This is a genomic window from Ruegeria sp. HKCCSP351, assembly GCF_017872535.1.
Lineage (GTDB): Bacteria > Pseudomonadota > Alphaproteobacteria > Rhodobacterales > Rhodobacteraceae > Ruegeria.
Window position 1 is genome coordinate 73,185 of sequence record NZ_JAEDOV010000001.1, and the last position, 23,046, is coordinate 96,230.

General features: G+C 57.1%; 22 protein-coding genes. 12 read left to right on the forward strand and 10 right to left on the reverse strand.

Annotation, left to right across the window (positions count from 1 at the left end):
• Positions 1–58: 58 nt before the first annotated feature.
• The 4 genes from recJ to I9182_RS00355 form a co-directional block, all read right to left on the reverse strand.
• Entirely contained in the window at positions 59–1,801 is a 1,743-nt protein-coding gene (gene recJ, locus I9182_RS00340; RefSeq protein ID WP_209595802.1) for a single-stranded-DNA-specific exonuclease RecJ, read from the reverse strand.
• Between the two features lie 93 nt (positions 1,802–1,894).
• A complete protein-coding gene (gene glpX, locus I9182_RS00345) occupies positions 1,895–2,878 on the reverse strand; it encodes a class II fructose-bisphosphatase (RefSeq protein ID WP_209504329.1) in 984 nt (327 codons plus the stop codon).
• Positions 2,879–2,947: 69 nt separating this feature from the next.
• Positions 2,948–4,234 carry a homoserine dehydrogenase gene (locus I9182_RS00350; protein ID WP_209504328.1) on the reverse strand — a complete coding sequence of 429 codons (1,287 nt, stop codon included), beginning with the start codon at positions 4,232–4,234 and terminating at the stop codon, positions 2,948–2,950.
• 125 nt (positions 4,235–4,359) lie between these two features.
• Positions 4,360–4,608: a hypothetical protein gene (locus I9182_RS00355; protein ID WP_209595804.1), complete on the reverse strand. Its 249-nt coding sequence runs from the start codon at positions 4,606–4,608 to the stop codon at positions 4,360–4,362.
• A gap of 102 nt (positions 4,609–4,710) precedes the next feature.
• On the opposite strand from I9182_RS00355, the gene I9182_RS00360 reads away from it, so the two are divergent.
• Positions 4,711–5,298 carry a TetR/AcrR family transcriptional regulator gene (locus I9182_RS00360; protein ID WP_209504326.1) on the forward strand — a complete coding sequence of 196 codons (588 nt, stop codon included), beginning with the start codon at positions 4,711–4,713 and terminating at the stop codon, positions 5,296–5,298.
• Positions 5,299–5,319: 21 nt separating this feature from the next.
• Here I9182_RS00360 and I9182_RS00365 read toward each other — a convergent pair whose 3' ends face one another.
• On the reverse strand, positions 5,320–6,231 hold the full coding sequence (locus tag I9182_RS00365) for a pirin family protein (RefSeq protein WP_209504325.1): 912 nt from the start codon (positions 6,229–6,231) through the stop codon (positions 5,320–5,322).
• Between the two features lie 120 nt (positions 6,232–6,351).
• On the opposite strand from I9182_RS00365, the gene I9182_RS00370 reads away from it, so the two are divergent.
• Positions 6,352–6,867: a hypothetical protein gene (locus tag I9182_RS00370; protein WP_245222450.1), complete on the forward strand. Its 516-nt coding sequence runs from the start codon at positions 6,352–6,354 to the stop codon at positions 6,865–6,867.
• On the opposite strand, the gene I9182_RS00375 is transcribed toward I9182_RS00370, so the two are convergent.
• The 3 genes from I9182_RS00375 to I9182_RS00385 are packed head-to-tail and all read right to left on the reverse strand — an operon-like array spanning position 6,829 to position 9,594.
• Positions 6,829–7,425, reverse strand: coding sequence for a pilus assembly protein (locus I9182_RS00375; RefSeq protein ID WP_209504323.1), 597 nt, complete (start codon positions 7,423–7,425; stop codon positions 6,829–6,831). The two genes, I9182_RS00370 and I9182_RS00375, sit on opposite strands and share 39 nt — an antisense overlap.
• Before the next feature lie 4 nt (positions 7,426–7,429).
• Complete coding sequence (locus I9182_RS00380; RefSeq protein WP_209504322.1) at positions 7,430–7,960, reverse strand: TadE/TadG family type IV pilus assembly protein; 531 nt, start codon at positions 7,958–7,960, stop codon at positions 7,430–7,432.
• Positions 7,957–9,594 carry a TadE/TadG family type IV pilus assembly protein gene (locus tag I9182_RS00385; protein ID WP_209595806.1) on the reverse strand — a complete coding sequence of 546 codons (1,638 nt, stop codon included), beginning with the start codon at positions 9,592–9,594 and terminating at the stop codon, positions 7,957–7,959. The genes I9182_RS00380 and I9182_RS00385 overlap by 4 nt, the downstream gene beginning before the upstream one ends.
• A 335-nt stretch (positions 9,595–9,929) precedes the next feature.
• On the opposite strand from I9182_RS00385, the gene I9182_RS00390 reads away from it, so the two are divergent.
• The 4 genes from I9182_RS00390 (at position 9,930) to rpoD (ending at position 15,906) form a co-directional block, all read left to right on the forward strand.
• Positions 9,930–11,360, forward strand: coding sequence for a Glu/Leu/Phe/Val dehydrogenase (locus tag I9182_RS00390; RefSeq protein WP_209595808.1), 1,431 nt, complete (start codon positions 9,930–9,932; stop codon positions 11,358–11,360).
• Between the two features lie 119 nt (positions 11,361–11,479).
• The gene (locus I9182_RS00395) at positions 11,480–11,776 is read left to right on the forward strand and encodes a hypothetical protein (RefSeq protein WP_152457544.1); all 297 of its coding nucleotides are present in this window, start codon (positions 11,480–11,482) and stop codon (positions 11,774–11,776) included.
• Between the two features lie 80 nt (positions 11,777–11,856).
• On the forward strand, positions 11,857–13,809 hold the full coding sequence (gene dnaG / locus I9182_RS00400; RefSeq protein ID WP_209595810.1) for a DNA primase: 1,953 nt from the start codon (positions 11,857–11,859) through the stop codon (positions 13,807–13,809).
• 114 nt (positions 13,810–13,923) lie between these two features.
• Entirely contained in the window at positions 13,924–15,906 is a 1,983-nt protein-coding gene (gene rpoD, locus I9182_RS00405) for an RNA polymerase sigma factor RpoD (protein ID WP_209504318.1), read from the forward strand.
• Positions 15,907–16,084: 178 nt separating this feature from the next.
• Here the strand turns inward: rpoD and I9182_RS00410 are convergent, their stop codons facing one another.
• The gene (locus tag I9182_RS00410) at positions 16,085–17,104 is read right to left on the reverse strand and encodes an AraC family transcriptional regulator (RefSeq protein WP_209595812.1); all 1,020 of its coding nucleotides are present in this window, start codon (positions 17,102–17,104) and stop codon (positions 16,085–16,087) included.
• Positions 17,105–17,542: 438 nt separating this feature from the next.
• Here I9182_RS00410 and I9182_RS00415 point away from each other — a divergent pair, with 438 nt between their 5' ends.
• The 6 genes from I9182_RS00415 (at position 17,543) to ribD (ending at position 21,040) form a co-directional block, all read left to right on the forward strand.
• Positions 17,543–17,887: a DCC1-like thiol-disulfide oxidoreductase family protein gene (locus I9182_RS00415; RefSeq protein WP_348540374.1), complete on the forward strand. Its 345-nt coding sequence runs from the start codon at positions 17,543–17,545 to the stop codon at positions 17,885–17,887.
• A gap of 2 nt (positions 17,888–17,889) precedes the next feature.
• Complete coding sequence (locus I9182_RS00420; RefSeq protein ID WP_209595816.1) at positions 17,890–18,435, forward strand: DUF4166 domain-containing protein; 546 nt, start codon at positions 17,890–17,892, stop codon at positions 18,433–18,435.
• Between the two features lie 77 nt (positions 18,436–18,512).
• Complete coding sequence (locus I9182_RS00425) at positions 18,513–18,917, forward strand: hypothetical protein (RefSeq protein ID WP_209595818.1); 405 nt, start codon at positions 18,513–18,515, stop codon at positions 18,915–18,917.
• 21 nt (positions 18,918–18,938) lie between these two features.
• Positions 18,939–19,352, forward strand: coding sequence for a secondary thiamine-phosphate synthase enzyme YjbQ (locus I9182_RS00430; RefSeq protein WP_209595820.1), 414 nt, complete (start codon positions 18,939–18,941; stop codon positions 19,350–19,352).
• A 120-nt stretch (positions 19,353–19,472) separates the two neighbouring features.
• Positions 19,473–19,943 carry a transcriptional regulator NrdR gene (gene nrdR / locus I9182_RS00435; protein WP_209504313.1) on the forward strand — a complete coding sequence of 157 codons (471 nt, stop codon included), beginning with the start codon at positions 19,473–19,475 and terminating at the stop codon, positions 19,941–19,943.
• Positions 19,940–21,040: a bifunctional diaminohydroxyphosphoribosylaminopyrimidine deaminase/5-amino-6-(5-phosphoribosylamino)uracil reductase RibD gene (gene ribD / locus I9182_RS00440; protein WP_209504312.1), complete on the forward strand. Its 1,101-nt coding sequence runs from the start codon at positions 19,940–19,942 to the stop codon at positions 21,038–21,040. The genes nrdR and ribD overlap by 4 nt, the downstream gene beginning before the upstream one ends.
• Positions 21,041–21,042: 2 nt before the next feature.
• On the opposite strand, the gene I9182_RS00445 is transcribed toward ribD, so the two are convergent.
• Complete coding sequence (locus I9182_RS00445) at positions 21,043–23,043, reverse strand: capsular polysaccharide biosynthesis protein (RefSeq protein WP_209595823.1); 2,001 nt, start codon at positions 23,041–23,043, stop codon at positions 21,043–21,045.
• Between the last annotated feature and the right edge of the window lie 3 nt (positions 23,044–23,046).

Consider the following 23,046-nt stretch of genomic DNA (forward strand, 5'->3'; position numbering starts at 1 on the left):
CCCCGCAAGCGTAAAAACGCAGGGATGGGAAAGTTTTTTAGCGCACCAAAGCCGCGTGTTAACGGGCTTCTGCTGCGTCCTCCAGCCTGAGCTGCACAGATTGGCGCCCGCCCCAGGTGTTGACCTCTAACCGACCCGCAAAATGAAAGCGCGCACCGCCGTGGTTTGACAGTTTTTCGCCCATCGGCCCATCAAAAGCACCAAAGGCAATCGCATCCAGCGCGCCGCCCATTCCATCGGTCAGCGACAGTTTCAGATGCGATTCACCGACCCGTTTTGCAAAGCGAACCTGCAGGTCAGGCAACGCATAGCGCGGGGCAGGGGCTCCGGCACCAAACGGTCCGGCCTGTTCGATCAGCTCGATCAGATCCACGGTTGCTGCACCGGGCATCAATGCGCCATCCAGTTTCAAATCCGCAGGTCCACCCTGGACCGCCCCTTGTCTGGCCAGCAGCTCGCTCAGGCGCTCCATTGCGGGTTCCAGCTGATCGCGCATGACGGTCAAACCCGCGGCCATCTTGTGGCCGCCTCCTTTGACCAGCAACCCTTCGGCCGCCAGACGCTGGATCGAAGCCCCAAGATCGACGCCGGAAACCGAGCGGCCCGAACCCTTGCCTTCATCCCCGTCAAAGCCGATCACAATTGCGGGTCGATTGGCCGTCTCCTTCAGCCGAGAGGCCACGATACCAACGACACCGGGGTGCCAGCCTTCGCCTGCCGCCCAGACCAAAGGGGCGTCCAAGCCACGCGCCTCGGCTTGCTTCAGCGCGGCGGCACGCACCGCGTTTTCAATGTCGCGGCGCTCAGTGTTCAAGGCATCCAGACGTTCGGACAACGCCTGCGCCTCATGCAGGGAATCGGTGCTCAGCAAGCGCGCGCCCAAATCGGCCTGACCGATCCGCCCACCGGCATTCACGCGGGGCCCAAGCAGAAACCCCAGGTGATAACTGTTCGGCGCGGTATCCATGCGCGAGATATCAGAGAGCGCGACAAGGCCGGGGCGCTGCCGCTGTGCCATCACTTTCAGCCCCTGTCGCACGAGGGCGCGGTTGGCCTCGATCAGTGGTGCCACATCGGCAACGGTCGCCAGGGCCACCAGATCCAGAAGGGCCATCAGGTCCGGTCCCCTTGCGCCTGCGTCACGCAGCTGCCGACCGGCCTCAACCAGCATCAGAAACACCACGCCCGCCGCGCAAAGATAACCAAGATCGCCGCTTTCATCCTGTCGGTTTGGGTTCACCACTGCGATACAATCGGGCAGCGTCTCGCCCCCCAGGTGGTGGTCGAGAACGATCACATCCGCACACCTAGCCGCCGCAATCGGATCATGGCTGAGCGTGCCGCAATCAACGCAGATGATCAGGTCATGCGTAGCCGCAAGCTTCTGCATCGCGGGAACGTTGGGGCCGTACCCTTCGTCGATCCGGTCCGGTACATAAAGCGTCGCCTGCACGCCCATCTGCCGCAGCCAGACCAGCAGCAACGCGGCAGAACTGCCGCCATCGACATCGTAATCCGCAAACACCGCAATTTTCTGACGATTGCGGACGGCATCCAGAAAGCGCGCGGCGGCAATTTCCATATCCTTGATGGCCCGCGGATCAGGCAGCAATTCCTTCAGTTTTGGGTCAAGAAAGCCGGGTGCCTCAGATACCGGCACGCCGCGCCGGGCCAGAACCTGACAAACGGCACGGGGCAGGTCGGTTTGCTGCGCCATCATCTCGGCCGCCCGCTCAATCTCGGGGCTGGGTCCAACCCAAAGCCGTCCCGTCAGTGATTGCTCGACTCCAAGAAAACTCATTGCTCGCCTCTTATGCGCCAAGGCCGGACCCTTGCGGACCCGGCCTCTTCACCTTTTCAGAAATACTCTCGCCGAAGGCAACGGCGCAAGCCGTTATGTATTGTCATGCGGCCATGTCGGCGTGCGGTAGGACATGCGGCGCACCGACCCGGTCTTGGACCGCATCAGCAGCGTCGTGGTTTCCACCCAGCCGGGCTCGCGCTTGATCCGCGGCAACAACGAGCCACCGGTCACGCCGGTGGCGGCAAAGATCACATCTGCCGTCACCATCTCATCACGTGCATAAACTCGGTCCAGATCGGTGATGCCTGCCTTTGCGGCCCGGCCACGCTCGTCATCGTTACGGAACAACAGGCGGCCAAAGATCTGCCCGCCCATACATTTCAGCGCAGCGGCGGCCAGCACACCCTCGGGCGCGCCACCCTGGCCCATATACATGTCGATGCCGGTTACTTCGCTTTCAGCGCAATGCATGACACCCGCCACGTCACCATCAGTGATCAGACGGATCGCAGCACCGGTTTCGCGCACTTCGGCAATCATCGCTTCGTGGCGCGGACGTTCCAGAATGCAGACGGTGATGTCGGCGGCTTTACATCCCTTGGCCGTGGCCAGTGCTTCGACACGCTCGCGTGGCGACATGTCCAGATTGACGACACCTTCCGGCAGCCCCGGGCCAACCGCCAGTTTGTCCATATACACATCCGGCGCGTGCAGCATCGAGCCGCGCGGGCCCATGGCGATGACGGTCAGTGCGTTTGGCATGTCCTTGGCAGTTAGCGTGGTGCCTTCCAGCGGATCCAGAGCAATATCCACACCGGGGCCATTGCCGGTGCCAACCTCTTCGCCGATGTACAGCATCGGCGCCTCGTCACGCTCGCCTTCACCGATGACAACGACACCTGCGATATCCAGCAGGTTCAGCTGTTCGCGCATCGCATTCACAGCGGCCTGATCCGCGGCTTTCTCATCGCCCCGACCCACCAGCGAAGCCGAGGCCAGCGCAGCCTGTTCCGCCACCCTGGCCAGCCCCAGAGACAGCAGGCGGTCATTGAAATCGGTCTTGGCAGCACTCATGTTTCTGTATCCTCTGGTCAGTATAGCCGTGTCTTCCGGCATAGCTTGCGTTTCATGCAGGCCGCAAGGTCAAACCGCTTCAATCCGCAATGCAACGGGGTCGCCTGCCACCACATCGGTTTCGCGGAAACCCTCCAACGCGACGTCCAGCGCCGTTCGGGTGGTTTTATGGGTGACGATCAGCACAGGGGCTGTGCTTTCGGCATGAGCGTATTGGCGCATCCGGTCAATTGACACCCCGGCATTGCCCAGAATGGCCGCAACCTTGGCCAATGCACCAGGTTTATCCAGCAGGCCCAGCCGCAGATAATACGGCGCAGGTCGGCCGGTGACGGCGGGAACTGCGGTTTCAAGCGTGGTCGCCGGGCGGCCAAAGGTCGGGATTTGCAATCCGCGCGCCAGATCGCAGACATCGCCCATCACAGCGCTGGCTGTCGGGCCTTCACCCGCGCCGGGGCCGCGCAGAACAACCTGCTCAACCGCGTCGCCTTCGATCACGACCATATTGGTGCCGCCTTCCAGCTGGCCCAGTGGCGAGTCGCTGGGTACCAGGCAAGGCTGCATGCGTTGCTCCAGCCCGCGCGCGGTGCGCTGCGCCACGCCCAGCAATTTGATGCGAAAGCCCATGTCTTCGGCCTGATCGATGTCGTCCAGGCTGATCTGCTGGATACCCTCAATCTCGATCCCGTCGAAATTTGGCTTGGTCCCAAACGCAATCGAGGATAGCAGAGCCAGCTTGTGCGCAGCGTCGATACCTCCGACATCCAGATTGGGGTCGGCCTCAAGGTATCCCAATTCGGCGCATTCATCGAAAAGCGCGTTGTAGCCCTGACGCTGCGACTGCATCCGGGTCAGGATGTAGTTGCACGTCCCGTTCATAACACCCATCACGCGGGTGATCTCGTTGCCCGCCAAACCTTCGGTCAGGGACTTGATCACAGGGATACCACCAGCGACAGCGGCCTCAAACCGGATCACTCGACCGGCGGCCTCGGCCTTTTCGGCCAGTTCCTGCCCGTGGATGGCCAGCAACGCCTTGTTGGCCGTGACCACATCCTTGCCGCTGGCCAATGCTGCTTCGACCGAGGCTTTGGCAGGGCCGTTCTCCCCACCCATCAATTCGACATAAACGTCTATGTCGTCGCGTTTTGCCAATGCAACCGGATCAGTTTCCCAGGCATAATCCGACAGGTTCACGCCACGGTCTTTGTTCGGGTCGCGCGCGGATACTGCCACGATTTCAATCGAACGGCCTGTACGGGTCTGCAACAGCTCTGCATGGCGGCGGACGATCTTGACGACACCCACGCCGACCGTTCCCAAGCCCGCAATTCCCAGCCGCAGTGCCTGTGTCATGTCATGGGTCCTTTTCCGCTCGAATTTTTCTGGTATCGGATGCTTGTCCAATCAGCGCTGCCTTAGCGGGTTCAGGCCAAGGGTGCAATCCGTCACCGGGGATAGTGGAGTTGATTTATGACGCGTCAGTTGGTTTGCGCGTTTTGCAACGCCTGTGCCTTTTGGGCCAAGGTATTGCCGCGTTGTGTCAGTTCGTCTTCGACGGCTGCCGCCTGATGGATCGGATCCACCGGTGGCCCTAAGGTTTCCTGCAACGGAACAAGGCGCGGGTAGGGGGCGGATCTGACTGCAGCCGGTTCGCTGCCTTCCAGCTCGGGAATGTCCGCACAGGCGGCGCAAAACAGAATAAGTGGCAAAACGGGCAGCAGTTTCATGTCGCAGGCTTTTCGGTCTTTGTTGCCTCACCGTGATGCACGTTTTGACGACATCGTTCAAGCGGGGTTCTATATGAACATCTGTTCATATACTGTGGATCCATGGCACGCACTCAAGGCTCACATTCCGATATAACCGGCCCGCGTATCCGCAAGGCCGCGCTGCACCTGTTTGCCCGTTACGGGTATGCCGCTGTCTCGATGCGGCAGATTGCAAAAGAGGTCGGCGTGCAGGCAGGCGCGCTTTATAATTACACGCCCGACAAACAGAGCCTTTTGCACCGGTTGATGCGCGAACACATGCAAGACTTGTTGGCGGCGCTTGATGCATTGGACAGTTGCGACGATGCCGAAGACGCTTTGCGCCAGTTCATCGGCTTTCACATCCGCTTCCATCTGCAACGACCGGACGAAGTTTTCATCGCCTATATGGAGTTGCGGAACCTTTCGCCCGAAAACTTTGCTGAAATTGAAGACTTGCGGCGCCAGTACGAAAACGTACTCGAAAGCATCCTTGATACAGGGCAGCAGGCCGGACATTTCGCAATTTCGGACACGAAGATTGCGACGCTTGCCGTGATTGCAATGCTGAACGGCGTGATGACCTGGTACCGTTCGGGTGGTCGCCTGTCACTGGACGAGGTCGAGGAGATCTATTGGAAGATGGTGCACAAGGCAGTGACGGTCTGACAAGGTCAAACCGTCACGCTGTTAGTGCGCGGGGCGAATGAACGTGCCATTGCGCAGCTCGCGAAATGCCTGTTCCAGTTCGGCCCGCGTGTTCATCACGATGGGGCCATGCCAAGCGACGGGTTCGTTGATCGGAGCCCCAGAGATCAACAAGAACCGCACGCCTTGGGGGCCAGCCTGAACGGTGATTTCATCGCCCGTGCCAAAACGGACAAGCGTGCGATCCCCTGACATGTCGCGGATATTGACCTCTTGCCCGGCGATTTCCTTTTCCAGCAGCACACCTGTCGGCTGCGAGGCATCGGCAAAGGCGGCCTGACCCTGAAACACATAGGCGAAAGCACGGCGGTACGTATCGATCCGGAAAGTTTTCTTCACACCCGCCGGGACAGAGATATCCAGATATTGTGGGTCAGCAGCTATCCCGTCTACGGGACCGGTCTTACCCCAGAACTCACCCACGATCACCCGCACTGTCGTGCCATCGTCATCAGTGACTTCGGGGATGTCCTTGCTTTGGACGTCCTGATAGCGCGGGGCGGTCATCTTCTGGTCCGAGGGCAGGTTGCCCCACAACTGGAAGCCGTGCATCTGGCCCGAGATGTTGCCGCTTGGCATTTCCTGATGCAGGATACCGGATCCTGCGGTCATCCATTGCACATCACCGGCACCAAGCGTGCCGGTGTTGCCCAGCGAATCCGAATGCTCGACAGTGCCGGTCAGGACGTAAGTAATCGTTTCAATTCCCCGGTGCGGGTGCCAGGGAAAACCGGCCTGATAATCCTGCGGGCGTTCATTTCTGAAATCATCAAACAGCAGAAAGGGATCCAGTTCGGACGGGTCCTGAAACCCGAATGCGCGGTGAAGTTTCACACCAGCCCCTTCCATTGTGGGGATGGCTTTGCGTGTTTCCAACGTCGGTCTAAGGGACATGTTTGCCTCCGTGTCGTCTGGGCAGCATGTAATCTCTGCGCCACGGCAGTCAATTTGCATGAAATAACCGGACCTGTGCGAAATTGTTTGCAGCCAAACCCCTGTTGTTTCCGGCGCAAAATGGCTAGATCGAAGCGGATCAGACAGGAGACATCCATGCAGGACGAAGTGCTGGCAACAATTCAGGCCTCATCCCCAAGACGATGGACCGGGGTAGGGATGCTGACAACGGTTGGAATGCTGGTTACCTATGTCGCGCTGGTATCGCCACCCGAACCGGTTTGGCAGGTGTTTCTGTTTATCGTTGGCGGTGCATCGCTTTGGTTGGCGCTTCGCGTCTGGCGCGCCACAGAAGATTGTATCGAACTGACGCGGACCGAGTTACGGACAGGATCGGGTCAGGTCATCGCGGACGTGGCCGATATTGAAACGGTGGATAGGGGTGTTTTCGCGTTCAAACCGTCAAACGGCTTTCTGATCCGTACGCGAAACAAAGCGGTGAACCGCTGGGCTCCGGGGTTGTGGTGGCGGGTTGGTCACCGGGTTGGCGTGGGCGGCATGACATCTGCCGCCGAGGCCAAGTTTATGTCCGAAATTCTATCCGCTATTTGTGCAGACGAACGGGGTCTGGGTTAAGTTACAAGCAACTTCGTTCGTAAAGCGGGGACGGGTAAAGATGAAGTTCTCAAAGGTGATACCTGTCGCAAAATCCCAGCCCGGTCTGAACGTCGGGATGTATTCATTGGACGTTTCAACCAGAATAACGGTGTCCTGATTGGGCATCGGTGGCAAGCGGTCTTCGATTTCTCCGATCTTGTCGTCGTCCCACTCATTGTCAAAGCCGCGTACAGTCGACCAGCGAACGTAGTGGCGATCATCGTCCTCATCGTAAACAATCAGCGAGACCCGCATTTTCACATCTGACCGGTTATTGACCATCTTTCCTGCCAAATCGTGCAGCGAGTCGATATACACATCGGTCACGGCCTGCGTTTCACGCGAAATCAGGTCGCTGATCGTATAAGCTGCCTTCAGGTTGGACGCGCTTTGACGAAACCCCTCGAATGCAGTGAACGTGAACGTGATCGTCCATAGCATCAGTGGAAAAATCATGAGGGCTTCAACGGTCAGAATGCCGCTTTCGTCTTTTTTGAAGACTTTGACGCGATTTTTCAGGATTTGGAGTACAGACATGATCTTACAGTGGCTCCTGTACGAATGCTGTCGTCGCGGTCACCGCGTAGTGGCCGGTAGCGTCCGGGACAAGCTTGGCAATGGCTGAGGTCTCAAGAACCGGATCTATACGCAGGCAGGCCCGCAGGATCATCAACTCATTGGATTGGCCGCTTTTGAAATCCAGAACCGGTTTGGGATCTTCGGAACTGTCCGTGCAGGGGACGTTGTCCGAAAGCACGATTCCAGCGAACGCGTCCTGTTTAATCATTTGCAGCCGCAGGTTCCCCGTACAATCCTGGATGCCGGAAACATCGCAAATCCGATCTCTGATCACGTCGTGATCCCAGTTCGTACCGGTGCCCAGGCGAATATCCCTTACGATCAGATCAACCCCACGCTCCAAAGCAGCATGTCGCATTGTGATGATAGAAAGCTCGGCTCCTGCCACGAGAAGCGCCAGGAAGAAGGGTACGAGCATGATGAACTCGATTGTCGCATTGCCTGCCTCAGATTGCCGAAACAGGCGGAGATGCGACAGCTTTCTGCTGATCATTGGGTTAGCCTCAGTTTGCGGATCGAAGATGCGATGGATTCAAAGGCTTTCTCAAGGTTCAGGCCACTTACGTCATAGACGTGGCTGTCAGAGCTGGCACAGTCTTTCAGGGTCCTGTACCCACTTCTGGGCGCCTCGAATGCAATGCCGTAAACGATGATACCCTGATCCTTGGCCGCGTCACAAACGTGCTTGGTGCGCTGGTTCTTGGCCGACGTTTCGACTTTCGCATAGGCCTTGGAATACCATTCCGCCCACCCGCTGGACTGCCAGTAATAGTTGTCGCGTGCATTCGAGGCCAAAGAAATTCGATTGAAGAGTTCAGGATATGTCAGCCGAACCGCTGTTCCGAGTTCTTCGTTCAGATGTGTCTCGGGTTCCGGATTTCCGTAGGGGTGATCTGCCCAAACGCCCTGCTGAGGCCAAAAGAAATTCGGACGACCCTGAGAATGATACACAGTGTATTCTCCGGCTTCCGAGTTGTACCAGACATCTGACATGCCTTCGCGCAGCGATGGGTTAAGCATGTATTGATCGGTGTTTTGACCATCGGTCATAACAATGGCGATCTTCAGAACGTCGGTACCATAGTCCGACGGACGGACCGAGAACTTTGATGGCACTATAGTTGTACCAGCATAGGCGGGGTCCTGCTCCAGCGACAGGTCCTGAACAATTCCTCGCATGCTTGGGTCCAGCAGCGCTGTTCCCCACTTCATCCCAATATCGATTGATGTGTTTCCACCGGGCGTGAGGGACGCAATCTGGGCAAGTAGCTTGTTCATATTGTCGGTGACAGGGGTGATCGCACTTCCGGCACGGACAGGACAAACAGGCAATCTGATTGATCCTTCAGAGTAGGTGAAAGGATCGAAATGTGCAGTGCGTTCGAGGGTGTCATCCCGTTCCAGATCAGAATCGCTGTACTGTTCCGGAATAAAGTTTACGCAGTGCGAATAGCTGTGTTCCTGTGTGACATTTGTGAACTTGTCTAGGATTGATGCCCCCGCGTTGACCTGCGTTGCGTATGGAACAATCGAGATTGAAATCTGCGTTTCGTCAGGTTTGTCCAGCATGAGCCTGACAAATTCCGACGCAGCTTCTCTCAACACTGCGATTTTTGTTTTCGATGGTGTGGCAGACGAGCGAGACATAGAGCCGGAGATGTCGAGAACCAACGAGATTTCAACAGCGCCAATGGATTCTTCAGCCGCGCTGGTCGCAACAAGACCCAGTTCGGTGACTTTACCGAACCTTAGATAGCGCGTCGGGACAACCGCTTCGGCGGTAGCGCTTACTTTCTTGGAACCGAACCCTTCGACAACCGTCGTAATGGCGTTCAGATTACCCAGCCCGGCCTTGTCCATGTAGGAATCGACAACGGCCTTTGCAGGAAGGTCCTGATCGAGGTCCGCGGCGGCAAGCACAGCGCGGTCCAGTGTGGATTGTAGGCTGGCGCGGTCGCGTTCATACTTCATGACATCCATGGCCATGCCGGTAATCGCCAGCATCAGGACCACCATGAACAGTACGAAAATAGTGAAGACACCATCTTCATTCCGAGCGAATTGCTCTAAATTGAACGTTTTGCGCTTCGGTTTCGAGCCGTCGTTACAAAGCAATGAATTTCGCATTCTGGTTACTCCGCTTCACACGTCGAATTCGTGCGTCAAAGAAAAAGAGATTTGGGACAAAGTTAATTTTCAAACGTGGCGTGAATTGGGCGAAAAAGGCTTGGTTTTGGCCTTTTTACGCGCCTAAGGGGTATAATTCCGACCGTTTCAGGTGATCTGTCGATGAAATGAAAACAATTCGTTAAGGAGTTGGCCGATCTGAGCGACTCACCCTAGGGCAACTGCGCCTGTGTTCGTAAATTGATTAAAAAAAGTGCATTGTTTGATTGCAGCAGGCCGCCAGTGGTGCGACAAAACGTCGTGACGTATCGTCATGTACCGCTACGGAGGATTTTATGACCGGCATCAAAGAACCCAGCTTTCGTCAAAGTGTTGACCTGATGTTCAACAGGGCCGCAGCCCTGATGGAACTGCCGCCGGGGTTGGAGCAAAAGATCCGTGTCTGCAACGCAACCTACACAGTTCGATTCGGTGTGCGGCTGCGTGGTGAAATCCATACCTTCACCGGTTACAGGTCTGTCCACTCGGAGCATATGGAGCCGGTCAAGGGCGGTATTCGATATGCCACTGCGGTTAACCAGGACGAAGTTGAAGCTTTGGCTGCGCTGATGACCTATAAGTGCGCTCTCGTTGAGACGCCGTTTGGTGGCTCCAAGGGTGGGCTTTGCATTGATCCACGAGAATACGAAGAACATGAACTGGAACAAATCACGCGGCGCTTTGCCTATGAGCTTGCAAAGCGAGACCTGATCAACCCATCGCAAAACGTGCCTGCGCCCGATATGGGCACTGGGGAGCGTGAAATGGCTTGGATGGCTGACCAATACGCACGGATGAACACAACGGACATCAATGCGCGCGCCTGTGTGACAGGAAAACCGCTGAATGCCGGTGGTATCGCGGGGCGGGTCGAGGCGACCGGGCGCGGCGTTCAATACGCGTTGCGCGAGTTCTTCCGCCACCCTGAGGACATCCAGAAAGCAGGCTTGTCAGGTAAACTGGATGGAAAGCGCATTATCGTGCAGGGGCTTGGTAATGTAGGTTATCACGCTGCAAAGTTCCTCAGCGAGGAAGATGGCGCGCGCATAACCGGAATCATCGAATGGGACGGCGCGCTATTTAATCCCGACGGCATTGACGTCGAAGCCGTGCGTCAGTGGATTGTCAAACATGGCGGCGTAAAAGACTATCCCGACGCGACCCATTCCGCTGAAGGTGCAGCAGTGCTGGAGGCCGATTGCGACATTCTGATCCCGGCGGCATTGGAAGGTGTCATCAACCTGTCGAACGCCGATCGGATCAAGGCGCCGCTGATTATCGAAGCTGCCAATGGTCCGGTTACCGCCGGCGCGGATGAAGTCCTGCGCAAGAAGGGCACAGTGATTATCCCCGACATGTATGCAAATGCGGGCGGTGTGACGGTTTCTTACTTCGAATGGGTCAAGAACCTTAGCCACATCCGCTTTGGCCGGATGCAGCGTCGTCAGGAAGAATCGCGCCACGAACTGATTGTCAGCGAGTTGGAACGGCTGGACCGGTACCTAGGCGATGCCTGGTCGATGTCGCCGGACTTCAAGGCCAAGTACCTCAAAGGCGCGGATGAGCTTGAGCTGGTGCGCTCGGGTCTCGACGACACGATGCGTATTGCCTACCAGTCGATGCGTGAAGTGTGGCACAGCCGCGACGATGTCGAAGACCTGCGTACCGCGGCCTATATCGTGGCGATTGATCGCGTTGCGAAAAGCTACCGCGCCAAGGGGCTCTGAAGCAGGCGGGCGGGGTGATCATTTCGCCCCGCCGGTACGCGCCGCGGCTTGAATGTCGATGGCGGCCCGATAGTTTGACGGATAATAGACACTCAGAGAAACGAATCCCGGAGACCTCCATGTTGCGTATAGCCATTGTCGCGGCTCTGCTGGCCACCCCTTTGGCCGCTCAGGAAACCAAGGAACAAAGCTGCAAATATCAGGCGGATGTGGTGGCAGCGATCCAAAAGGCGCGGCTGGACCGCGTAAAAGAACGCGATGTGGCGCAAGCCGTGGCGGATAGCGGCCCGACATGGCCCGAAAACTACAATGCTGCAATCCCGCTGATCACGCCTTGGGTTTATGAGCAAAAGATGCGGGACGTGCGCAAAAAGGATCTGGGCGCCGCTTGGCTTGAGCTGTGTTTGCAGCAATAATCCACAGCCCGGACATTTCCCTGTGGACAACCGCGCGCCATCCCCTTGGCGCGCGTTCCTGTTTCTGTCAGGTTTGACTCATGTCATTGCCCCCCGGATTTCTGGACGAATTGCGCACGCGGCTCAGCCTGTCTCAGGTTGTCGGGCGCAAGGTTATGTGGGATCAACGCAAGTCCAATCAGGGCAAAGGGGACATGTGGGCGCCTTGCCCGTTTCATCACGAAAAGACGGCCTCATTCCATGTCGATGATCAGAAGGGGTTTTATTACTGTTTTGGCTGTCATGCCAAAGGGGACGCGATCAGTTTTGTGAAAGAGACCGAGAATGTCTCGTTCATCGAAGCTGTCGAGATTCTGGCCCGCGAAGCCGGGATGCCGATGCCTGCGCGCGACCCGAAGGCGCAGGAAAAACAGGACCACCGCACACAGCTGGCTGATGTGATGGAACAGGCTGTGCAGTTCTTCCGCCTGCAACTCAAGACCGGGGCAGGAGCCGCCGCACGAGACTACCTCGCGCGCCGCGGGTTGAACGCGCAAGCGCTGGATCGGTGGGAGATTGGATTTGCTCCGGACGATTGGCAGGCGCTGTGGGACCATCTTCGCGGCAAGAACGTGGCCGAGGATCTGATCCTTGGGGCCGGGCTGGCCAAGCCTTCAAACAAAGGCAAAAAGCCCTACGACACCTTCCGCAACCGCATCATGTACCCGATCCGCGACCCGCGCGGACGTTGCATCGCGTTTGGCGGGCGGGCGATGGACCCCAATGACAACGCGAAATACCTGAACTCGCCCGAGACCGAGCTATTCGACAAAGGGCGCAGCCTTTACAATCAAGGCCCGGCACGACAGGCGGCAGGCAAGGGTCAGCCGCTGATCGTGGCCGAAGGCTATATGGACGTGATCGCGCTGGCCGAAGCAGGTTTTGGCGCGTCGGTTGCCCCTTTGGGAACGGCCATCACCGAACATCAATTGCAACTGCTGTGGCGAATATCGGACGAGCCGATCATTGCGCTGGACGGCGACACAGCAGGTCTGCGCGCTGCGATGCGGGCGGTTGATCTGGCTTTGCCGCTGCTCGAAGCTGGAAAGTCGTTGCGGTTTGCTCTGATGCCAGAAGGCAAAGACCCCGATGACCTGCTGCGCGCCGAAGGGGCAGGCGCTGTGAAGGCCGTGCTGGATGGTGCCATTCCGATGGTCAAGTTGCTTTGGCAGCGCGAGACCGACGGCAAGGTGTTCGACAGCCCCGAACGCAGATCTGCGTTGGACAAAGCACTTTGGGAAAAAATCAAGTTAATCCGGGATAAGTCGATACGAAATCACTATCGACAAGAAATTAGGGATCTACTTTTCCATTTCTATCGCTCTCAGAAACAAATCCCTGCGCGAATCTGGAAGTCCAAAAGGGAGCAGGACCTTAAGTCCGCTGGACCGACACAAGGCACTCTTACTTCCTTCTTAGTCACTCAGAAGAACAGCGCGGATATTCGTTGGAAGGAAAGTGTAATTCTCGCAATCGCAATATTGACACCCGCCTTGGTTGTCCAGTTCGAACATCAGATTGATGAAATGTCGTGCCTAGATCCCGAACTGAATGCGATGCGGGATGTTTTGCTCAGACACGCAATCGACGACCCGGAAAATATCAAAGACCATATTGTTGCAGCTTTAGGACCTGAACCCCTTGAAAACCTGCTGGCGCTTAGCCATGTCGCCATAATACCCTGTGTGCGAAACCCAGGCGACGTTGAGAAGGCCGAGATGACACTCGCCGAAGAACTCGCGAAAATCAAAGCGCTCCGGGGGCGTGAGGAAGAAGTAGTTGAGGGTCAAGAAGAGATCACAGCTACTCCGGATGAAACACTTACATACCGACTTGGTCAGGCGGCAGAAGAACTTAATCGCGCAACACGAAGTCAAAACGAAGACAAGGCTGTATACGATGTTGCACACAACGGTGCTCGCTTGAAGAAAGCTGAACGAGATGGCTTTGCTGATTCCCTTGCCAAGATCGATTTCAATCGGAAACGCCGGTAAAATGGTGTTTTCGTAAGGCACTGGAAAAGAAAAACGGGTAAACGGGTGGCCGAATCACTTCTACGCGCTAATGATTCGGATCAAACGAATCACCCATCCCTGCAGGAGCATTGAATGGCCGCCAAAGACACGACCGAAGATCGCAAATCCGACGAGCAGGACCAGGAAATCTCGCTGGACATGAGCCAGGCCAACGTCAAGAAGATGATCGCCGAGGCCCGCGAGAAAGGTTACATCACCTACGATCAGCTCAATCAGGTTTTGCCGCCCGATCAGGTCAGCTCGGAACAGATCGAAGACGTTATGTCTATGCTGTCCGAGATGGGCATCAACATCATCGAAGATGAAGAGGCTGAAGAAGAAGAGAACAAGGGCTCGACCGAACTGACGACCACCGAAAGCAACCGCGAGGTTGCGTTGGCCGGGGCTGCCACCGAAAAGCTGGACCGCACCGACGACCCCGTTCGCATGTATCTGCGCGAGATGGGTTCGGTTGAACTGCTGAGCCGTGAGGGCGAGATTGCCATCGCCAAGCGGATCGAAGCAGGGCGCAACACCATGATTGCTGGTCTGTGCGAAAGCCCGCTTACCTTTCAGGCGATCACAATCTGGCACGACGAATTGCTGTCCGAGGACATTCTGCTGAGGGATGTCATCGATCTGGAAACCACGTTCGGCAACCAGTTGGACGAAGACGGCGACGCGCCAGTTGTAGACGCGTCGGCGGTGCAGGCTGCGAAACCCGCGAAAGAGGCCGGGCCGGAACTGGATGCCGATGGCAACCCGATCACCAGCGACGACGACGATGACGAAGACGATCAGGCCAACATGTCGCTGGCCGCGATGGAAGCGGCATTGAAGGATCAGGTTCTGACCACGCTGGAGCGGATCTCAACCGATTTCGCGATGCTGTCCGAAATGCAGGACAGCCGCATTTCGGCCACCTTGAACGAGGATGGCACGTTCAGCGAAAAAGACGAAGAGACTTATCAGAAGTTGCGGGCCGAGATTGTGCAGCTGGTGAATGGTCTTCACCTGCACAACAACCGGATCGAAGCGCTGATCGACCAACTTTACGGTATCAACCGTCGCGTCATGTCGCTGGACAGTTCGATGGTGAAGCTGGCCGATCAGGCACGGATCAACCGTCGCGAGTTCATCGACGAATACCGCGGGCGTGAACTGGACCCCAACTGGCTGGCCGAAATGGCGGAAAAGCCGGGCCGGGGCTGGCAGATGTTCATCGAACGCTCGACCGCGAAGGTCGAAGAACTGCGCAACGACATGGCTCAGGTCGGCCAATATGTGGGTCTGGACATCAGCGAATTCCGCCGCATCGTTCAGCAGGTCCAGAAGGGCGAAAAAGAGGCGCGGCAGGCCAAGAAGGAAATGGTTGAAGCCAACCTGCGTCTGGTGATTTCGATTGCCAAGAAGTACACGAACCGCGGCCTGCAATTCCTTGATCTTATTCAGGAAGGTAATATCGGCCTGATGAAGGCGGTAGACAAGTTCGAATACCGCCGCGGCTATAAGTTCTCGACCTATGCAACGTGGTGGATTCGTCAGGCTATCACGCGTTCAATCGCGGATCAGGCGCGCACAATCCGTATTCCGGTTCATATGATCGAAACGATCAACAAGCTGGTCCGGACCGGTCGCCAGATGCTGCACGAGATCGGCCGGGAGCCGACACCTGAGGAACTGGCCGAAAAGCTGCAAATGCCGCTTGAGAAGGTTCGCAAGGTGATGAAAATCGCCAAAGAGCCGATTTCGCTGGAAACTCCGATTGGTGACGAAGAAGACAGCCAGCTGGGTGATTTCATCGAGGATAAGAATGCCGTGCTGCCTCTGGACAGCGCCATTCAGGAGAACCTCAAGGAAACCACCACACGGGTCTTGGCCTCGCTCACCCCGCGTGAAGAACGTGTGCTGCGGATGCGTTTCGGCATCGGTATGAACACCGACCACACGCTGGAAGAGGTGGGTCAGCAGTTCAGCGTGACCCGCGAACGTATCCGCCAGATCGAAGCGAAGGCGCTGCGCAAGCTGAAGCATCCCAGCCGATCCCGAAAACTTCGGTCCTTCCTGGATCAATAAGTATCAAGGCGCCTCACCCGAGGCGCCTTTTTTCATTCCGGACACACTTCACGATGGCCTGTTCTCCCATCACATTGGCGGGAATGCACAAGGGCTGGACCTTCTGTCCTTCTATATCCGTTCTGTCCACTCATGGGACGGGCCGGGGCGAGGTTTTTCAAGCTGATGACCCCCGGTCTCACGTCCGTATCGGGTGTTCTGTTCGCGTCTTGAACGCGGTGGGCGGCTGGCCAGTCCAACGTTTGAAAGCGGTCGAAAATGCGGCCTGATCCGCATAGCCCAGCGAATAGGCGATTTCGGACAAGGGCATTTCATTCTTGATAAAGGTCTGCGCCAGGTCGCACCGCAGATCGTCGACAACATCGCGGTAGCTGGTGCCTTCGTCCCTGAGGCGCCTGCTGAAGGTTCTAAGGCTCATCCCCAGATCAGCCGCGAGGCTTTCGGCCTGCGGGATTGCGCCGGGCAGGGATCGGGTAACCAGCCCTTCGACCTTGGCACGGGTCAGATGTTTGGGCGCGCCTCTCTCAGAAAGCAGGCGATCTGCATATTCCAGCAAGTGCTCTCTGAGTTGGGGGTCATAAGTCGGTACAGGCAGGTCCAGCGCTGAAAGAGGCAGGATAATCTCGAGGTTCTCAGCCCCAAAGGTCACGGGAAAACCGGCAAGCTTTTCAAATCTTCGGGCGTGGTCACCGACCCTGTGCTGAAACCGAATTTCTATCGGATAAAGATCGACTTGCGTCAGGTTCCGCATTCTGGCCAGGGCAGCAAATATCAGGAATTCGGTGCGTCTGTGATACCGCGCAAATCCGGGGTCTTTCCACTCGGCTTCCAAGGTCGCAAAGTTACCCGCGACGCGCAGGTTAAGCGCGATGGCAGGGTCGATGATGTCGTGAAAGCGCGAGAGGTTCTCCATCACCTGTTTCAGGTCGCGGGAATACTTGCTGATATAGGCGGTCACGGTCGAGGCTGATGTAACCTCAAGACCCGTGCGGGCCGCAAACGTTATGTCATGGGTGGCGTCACATGCATAACGGATAAACAAAGCCTCGCTTTGTACGCTGTAGGTGGTCACCGGCGGCGCGATATCCTGAGGGCGCAGCCCTGCCATTTTCAGGACATCGCAGGACATGTCGCCATTTCCGGAATAGCGGTCCAGCGCCTGAACAAACAGATGAAGTCGGCCGATATCGACATCCATCGCGAAACAGTACCTCAAATTTTCAATTACATACACAAACTATTGCGGAATTGTCTTTCAGGATCGACGGTGCTGACAAGTGGATTTCACACAGAAACAAGCCGTCGGTGGCAGTTTCTCGAAATTTTTTGACCGGTATGGACAAGCATCGCCATGTGCAACGAACCAATTCAGTGGTGTTGCCGGGTCCAGACCTTTATGGGGATGAGGTCAGAGCCTCGGGGAAATCACCAGCCTCTGGTTAAGGCTCCCCGGCACGCCCCCACACCTTTCATACATGTCGCATTGCTTCGCTCAGGTGGTTTTGTCAGGCTGGCTTTAAGTCAATAGTTCCGGTGTAAAACCTTGCAGGATATTTTTGAGAATACAGCGGTTTATGACAAAAACCTAATTGTGTTTGACGGCGAATGCGTGCTGTGTTCGGGGTTTTTCCAGTTTATGCTGAAACGTGACCAGCGCCATGTTTTTCAATTTGCAACGGCGCAGTCCCCGCTTGGGCAAAAGCTATATCGTGATCTCGGCCTTCCCACACAGGATTTTCCAACAAATCTGGTGGTCGTGAATGGCGCTGTTTTTCAGCATCTGGATGCATTTGCAGCGGCGATGCGACAGTTGCGCGGCCCATGGTCGCTATTATCAATGTGTCGGTTTCTGCCTCGGCTTATCAAGGATCCAACCTATCGCCTGATCGCACGAAACAGATATGCATTCTTTGGGCGTTCCGAGACATGTCTGGTTCCCGGTCCCGATATCAGGGCTCGTTTTGCCGAAAACGGGTACTAGCGATGGGCGATCCCTTTCTTAAGGCGATAGGATCGACCGAAAGGTTGCCAGGGGCGGTTCGAGTATTGCACATGAGCGAGGGCTGCTTTGCAGGACGTTGCGACATCGAACGTGGCAAAGGGATATGGGTTGCCCTTGCAACACGTCTGGCCGGGTTTCCGCAAAGCGGCAAAGGCGTCCCCGTCTCCGTGCACATTGATACTGATGGCGAATTCTGGTCATGGGATCGGAATTTCGCGGGCCACAAAACCCGATCAACTCTGAAATATGATACGAAAAGAGAGTGTGTCCGTGAATCTTTTGGCGCGATCTCGATCTGGTTAAAGCCCGTTTGGCGGGAAAATGGGATGCATATCAAAATCCTCCGCCTGACCGTGTTTGGCATCCCGATGCCATCTTTTACCTTGCCGCGATCAAGAACGCGCGAATGGCAGGACAAAGCGGGGCGCTTTCGGTTTGATGTGTCTGCAGACGCGCCGGGACTGGGAATGTTGATCAGATACCAGGGCTGGCTCACGCCGGTTCACGCATCGCACGAGACGGACTAAACAGAACGTGAGCGACCCTGTGCCGACGGAGCTTATGGCCTAACCTTTTTGAGACACACAATCAGGGAATTATGACAATGAAACATACACGGACATTTGCCGCGCTTGCCGCCCTGGCGTTCAGCATTCCAATGACGGCTGACGCGGCGCCGCACGGTTACCGGACCGAGCCGATAAACGCCACTGACTTCGAGGTTATTCCGCGAGGCGACCGGCGCACCGAAGGATACTGGTGCGCCGCAGCGGATTATGCTCGGCGTACATTGGGCGCGGGTTGGCGCGATCCGATCTATGTGTTGCGTGGGTATGGGCCAAGCGTCACCACCGGGCGCAAGACGGCGGTTCAGTTTTCGACCAAGCCGCCCCAGAATGTCGATGTACAGCCAAGCAGTTTTGTTACAATCGGTTTTCAACCTGGCGACAGCATGTCTGTACAAGGCGCGAATGCCAGGTGTAACTATCGACCGTTCTATAACGACTGACAGAACGGCGAGACACCGCGAATGCAGACTGAATTTGCAATCCGTACAAAAGGATCAGGGTTATACGAATTCACGTCTGAAGTGACGCGGTGGCTGGGGCAGGTGGCGACGGATGGATTGCTGATTCTTTTCGTTCGCCACACTTCCTGTTCATTGCTTATTCAGGAAAACGCGGACCCCGAAGTTCAAACTGATCTTCGGGCGTTCTTCGAAAGGCTGGTGCCGCCATCCGATCACCCGTCAATGTCGTATCTAAGGCATACTTACGAAGGCCCCGATGACATGCCAGCGCATATAAAGGCTGCGCTGTTGCCGGTATCCTTGTCGATACCTGTGGTGCAGGGTCGCCCATGCCTTGGAACATGGCAGGGGATCTTTCTGTTTGAACACCGCACGGCACCACACCAGAGACGGATTGCAGCACACCTGACCTGACCCTTTATCTAGCGGTTGAAATTTCCGACTACCCAAACCCTAGTTGCTGCCCTATAGTTGTGGATAAGTAAGTCGCAGCACTTACAAAAAGAGGCGGAACAAGGGACGAGGAGACGGCGGATGCGCTGCCCGTTTTGCGGAAATATCGATACTCAGGTAAAAGATTCACGCCCAGCAGAGGACCACGTGGCAATCCGCCGACGTCGGTTCTGCCCAGCATGTGGCGGGCGGTTCACGACCTATGAGCGTGTGCAGCTGCGTGATCTGGTTGTCATAAAGACCAATGGTAAACGCGAAGATTTCGACCGCGATAAACTGGAACGTTCGATCCGCATCTCGATGCAGAAACGGCCGGTTGATCCCGAGCGGATCGATCAGATGATTTCGGGTATTGTGCGCCGGCTGGAAAGCATGGGCGACACGGATATCCCGTCCCACAAGATCGGTGAGATCGTTATGGAAGCTCTGGCGCGGATCGATACCGTCGCTTATGTTCGCTTTGCGAGTGTGTACAAGAATTTCCAGGCGGCCGATGATTTCGAGGAGTTTGTCCACGAACTGCGACCGCCGCAGCCTTCGACGGACGAGTGAGCGAAACAGATAAGCGGTTTATGGCGCTGGCTCTGTCATTGGGGCGGCGCGGCCAGGGGACGTGCTGGCCAAACCCTGCCGTGGGTTGCGTTATCGTGCGCAAAGGCCGGATTGTCGGGCGCGGTTGGACCCAGCCGGGCGGCCGTCCCCATGCCGAGACTGAGGCTTTGGCGCAGGCCGGGCAGGCCGCGCGTGGCGCGACCGCCTATGTGACTTTGGAGCCCTGCGCCCATCACGGAAAGACACCGCCCTGTGCCGAGGCATTGATTGCTGCGGGTGTCACCCGTGTCGTGGCAGCCGTGGAAGACAGCGATCCGCGTGTCGCAGGGCAGGGCTTTGCCAAGCTGCACGAGGCCGGGATTAAGGTCGTAACCGGTGTCCTCGCAGAGCAGGCGGAACGTGATCTGGAAGGCTTCTTCCTGAAAACCGAGCAGGGCCGACCTTTTGTAACCCTCAAGCTGGCCAGCAGTTTTGACGGGCGGATCGCAACCTCGACCGGGCACAGCCAATGGATTACCGGGCCACAGGCGCGCCGCGTCGTCCATGCCATGCGCGCGCGACACGATGCGGTGATGGTCGGTGCCGGCACGGCGCGGGCCGACGACCCGTCACTGACGGTTCGGGACCTTGGCATTGATCATCAGCCCGTGCGCGTTGTGGTTTCGCGCCATATGGACATATCCCTGATGGGGCATTTGGCTCGCACGGCATCAAAGACACCTGTCTGGCTCTGCCATGCGCATCACCCGGATGCAGAGCGCGCGAAAGCCTGGGAAAGACTAGGTGCAAAGCTGATCCCCTGCGCGTTGAGGGATCATCAAATTGACGCGGTCGATCTTCTCCAACAGTTGGGACAAGCCGGTCTGACCAGCGTCTTCTGCGAAGGTGGGGCGGCGCTGGCAGCGTCGCTACTGGCCGAGGATCTGGTGGATGAACTGGTCGGATTTACTGCCGGATTGACCATCGGTGCCGAAGGTCTGGCTGCTGTGGGAACATTGGCTTTAACGACACTGGACGCCGCGCCACGGTTCGAACTGATCGAAGCGAAAGTGGTGGGTGGTGATATCCTGCACCGTTGGCGCAGGGCGTCGGACTAGCGTTAGCGCCACAAGTGCGCATGTGTCGCAAACACACCCTGAAGTTTTGACAGAACTCGATTGAACGGACCGGTCGGAGCACAAGTGCCCTGCGCCAGACGTTCAACGGCAACCTCGACGGGGCAGGGTTGCCCTGTGACAGGGTCGAAATAACGTGGGTAATCAATCAGGGTGGCATGGACGAGGCCCATCAACGTCGGTCTTGCGCCACGCCGGGCGGGAACAGCCCCCAGATCCGTGGTCAGCCCCCAACCCGCATAAAAGGGCGCGCCCAGAGTTGTAACCTTCACGCCGCGCAGCAAAGCTTCGAACCCCAGAAGCGATGTCATGGTCCATACTTCCTGCACGTGCGGCAACAATGATGCGGGGTCTGTTTCGGTTACGACATTGTCTGCAATCGCCTCGGCATCGATCCTGCCTTCGCGCAGACCCGCTTCGACATCGGGGTGAGGTTTGTAAATCAGGATCGCATCGGGATTGGCGTCGCGCACAGTTTTCAGCAGGTCCAGATTGTTGCGAACCGCGCTGGTTCCCAACAGGATCGAGGCATCGTCCTCGACCTGTCCGGGCACAAGAATACGATGGCCTTCGGGCAGGGGGCTGGTCGGATTGCCGGTATTGTATTTGCTCAGGCCTGCGGCCAAAAGGTTTTCGACAAGACGTTCCGCGCGCAGGTCCTGATCCGGCCTCAACGTTTCACGCAAAGTGATCAGCTCTTCCAACTGGCTGGGTTTTGTCGGGTCGTAATAGATACCGATCTCGTCCGTCACTAGCGACAATGGCGGGACTAGTTCCGCCCCAAGCCCGCGTGAACGCAGGAACCCGTCTTCGACCCGAACCGCCCCTTCGGTGTTCCTTGCCTGGCTGGCCCAGACCATGTGGGGGCGGTCCGGTGTGCTGGCTTGGGATGCCGCGAAACGCAGCTTTCCATGTTGCCCGAAAAACTGTTGCAAATGCCTGCGTTTCCACAAGCGCATCCCGGATGCCGTCCAGCCGTTCTTGTCCTGTCGCCAGGCGCGGGTCTGTGCCTCTAACGTGTTCAGCACCGTTTCCAGCTCGCACAGTTGATCGCGATAGGGATCGTACCAAGTCGGGTACAGCAGCATGGCGGCCGCGAACAATTGCGCCCGTGTCAGGCTGCGCTGGCGGCGCGGAACGGGTCTGTCATCCTGCGTCAGGCCCCATCCGGCATAGAAAGGTTGGCCGAACACACGCGGTTTGTGGCCCGCCAGAATTGCCTCGAACCCCAGTTGCGAGGACACGGTGTAAACAGCAACGGCCCCTTCAAGCAACGGCCATGGGCTGATCGGGTCGTTGAACCGTGATATCCGGTCTGACAAGTCCTGATCGGTGAAATGCCCCTGACGGTGACCCGCCAGTGTTTCAGGATGTGTCTTGATCAGGATACGCGCGCCGGGGTTTTCCTCCTGCGCCAAGACAAGCATTTCAAGAAACCGGGCGCGGTCCGCTCCGCTTGCAGTTACTGAAGCATCGCCGACCGTCTGATCGATCACCAGAACATAACCCGGATCGGGTGGATCAAGATCGAGATCGAAGGCGGAATATTTGCTGAGGTTAAGCTCTCTGATCCGCGTGATCGCGGCGCGGGCACGGTCCAGCAGGGCCGTGTCATCCAGAGGGTGCGTGGTCAGCACTGTCTCAAGTTCAGACGGCGTGGCGGCATCGAAATGCAGGCCGGAACGATCCAGCAACAGCCCCAAGGGGGGCTCGCCATTCCGGCCCGGGTGCCGAGATCTGAGAAAGGCGTCCTCGACCCGCAGAACCGGGGCAGCGTGTTTTTCGGCGATCTTAAGGCCGCGATGTGCTGTCGGGCTGTTGCCCCAGACGCCTACGCAATCGCCTTCTTTCGGAAATCCCAGACGAATGTCGTAACCCGAAAGCGACAGAATACGTCTCAGACGTTTCTGGGTCAGAAAGCCGCCGTTATAGACAAACAGCCGATTTTGCCCGCTCCCGGCTGACGTGTCGGGATCAGGACGCATGCA

What these genes read in the sequence shown, in the direction of transcription:
- I9182_RS00350 (WP_209504328.1), bottom strand. Translation starts at nt 4,234, where the DNA reads ATGACACAGGCACTGCGGCTGGGAATTGCGGGCTTGGGAACGGTCGGC.
- I9182_RS00355 (WP_209595804.1), bottom strand. Translation starts at nt 4,608, where the DNA reads ATGAAACTGCTGCCCGTTTTGCCACTTATTCTGTTTTGCGCCGCCTGT.
- rpoD (WP_209504318.1), top strand. Translation starts at nt 13,924, where the DNA reads ATGGCCGCCAAAGACACGACCGAAGATCGCAAATCCGACGAGCAGGAC.
- I9182_RS00425 (WP_209595818.1), top strand. Translation starts at nt 18,513, where the DNA reads ATGAAACATACACGGACATTTGCCGCGCTTGCCGCCCTGGCGTTCAGC.
- I9182_RS00375 (WP_209504323.1), bottom strand. Translation starts at nt 7,425, where the DNA reads ATGTCTGTACTCCAAATCCTGAAAAATCGCGTCAAAGTCTTCAAAAAA.
- glpX (WP_209504329.1), bottom strand. Translation starts at nt 2,878, where the DNA reads ATGAGTGCTGCCAAGACCGATTTCAATGACCGCCTGCTGTCTCTGGGG.
- dnaG (WP_209595810.1), top strand. Translation starts at nt 11,857, where the DNA reads ATGTCATTGCCCCCCGGATTTCTGGACGAATTGCGCACGCGGCTCAGC.
- I9182_RS00385 (WP_209595806.1), bottom strand. Translation starts at nt 9,594, where the DNA reads ATGCGAAATTCATTGCTTTGTAACGACGGCTCGAAACCGAAGCGCAAA.
- I9182_RS00380 (WP_209504322.1), bottom strand. Translation starts at nt 7,960, where the DNA reads ATGATCAGCAGAAAGCTGTCGCATCTCCGCCTGTTTCGGCAATCTGAG.
- I9182_RS00420 (WP_209595816.1), top strand. Translation starts at nt 17,890, where the DNA reads ATGGGCGATCCCTTTCTTAAGGCGATAGGATCGACCGAAAGGTTGCCA.
- I9182_RS00445 (WP_209595823.1), bottom strand. Translation starts at nt 23,043, where the DNA reads ATGCGTCCTGATCCCGACACGTCAGCCGGGAGCGGGCAAAATCGGCTG.
- nrdR (WP_209504313.1), top strand. Translation starts at nt 19,473, where the DNA reads ATGCGCTGCCCGTTTTGCGGAAATATCGATACTCAGGTAAAAGATTCA.
- I9182_RS00370 (WP_245222450.1), top strand. Translation starts at nt 6,352, where the DNA reads ATGGCTAGATCGAAGCGGATCAGACAGGAGACATCCATGCAGGACGAA.
- I9182_RS00415 (WP_348540374.1), top strand. Translation starts at nt 17,543, where the DNA reads ATGCTGAAACGTGACCAGCGCCATGTTTTTCAATTTGCAACGGCGCAG.
- I9182_RS00390 (WP_209595808.1), top strand. Translation starts at nt 9,930, where the DNA reads ATGACCGGCATCAAAGAACCCAGCTTTCGTCAAAGTGTTGACCTGATG.
- I9182_RS00365 (WP_209504325.1), bottom strand. Translation starts at nt 6,231, where the DNA reads ATGTCCCTTAGACCGACGTTGGAAACACGCAAAGCCATCCCCACAATG.
- I9182_RS00410 (WP_209595812.1), bottom strand. Translation starts at nt 17,104, where the DNA reads ATGGATGTCGATATCGGCCGACTTCATCTGTTTGTTCAGGCGCTGGAC.
- I9182_RS00395 (WP_152457544.1), top strand. Translation starts at nt 11,480, where the DNA reads ATGTTGCGTATAGCCATTGTCGCGGCTCTGCTGGCCACCCCTTTGGCC.
- I9182_RS00360 (WP_209504326.1), top strand. Translation starts at nt 4,711, where the DNA reads ATGGCACGCACTCAAGGCTCACATTCCGATATAACCGGCCCGCGTATC.
- recJ (WP_209595802.1), bottom strand. Translation starts at nt 1,801, where the DNA reads ATGAGTTTTCTTGGAGTCGAGCAATCACTGACGGGACGGCTTTGGGTT.
- I9182_RS00430 (WP_209595820.1), top strand. Translation starts at nt 18,939, where the DNA reads ATGCAGACTGAATTTGCAATCCGTACAAAAGGATCAGGGTTATACGAA.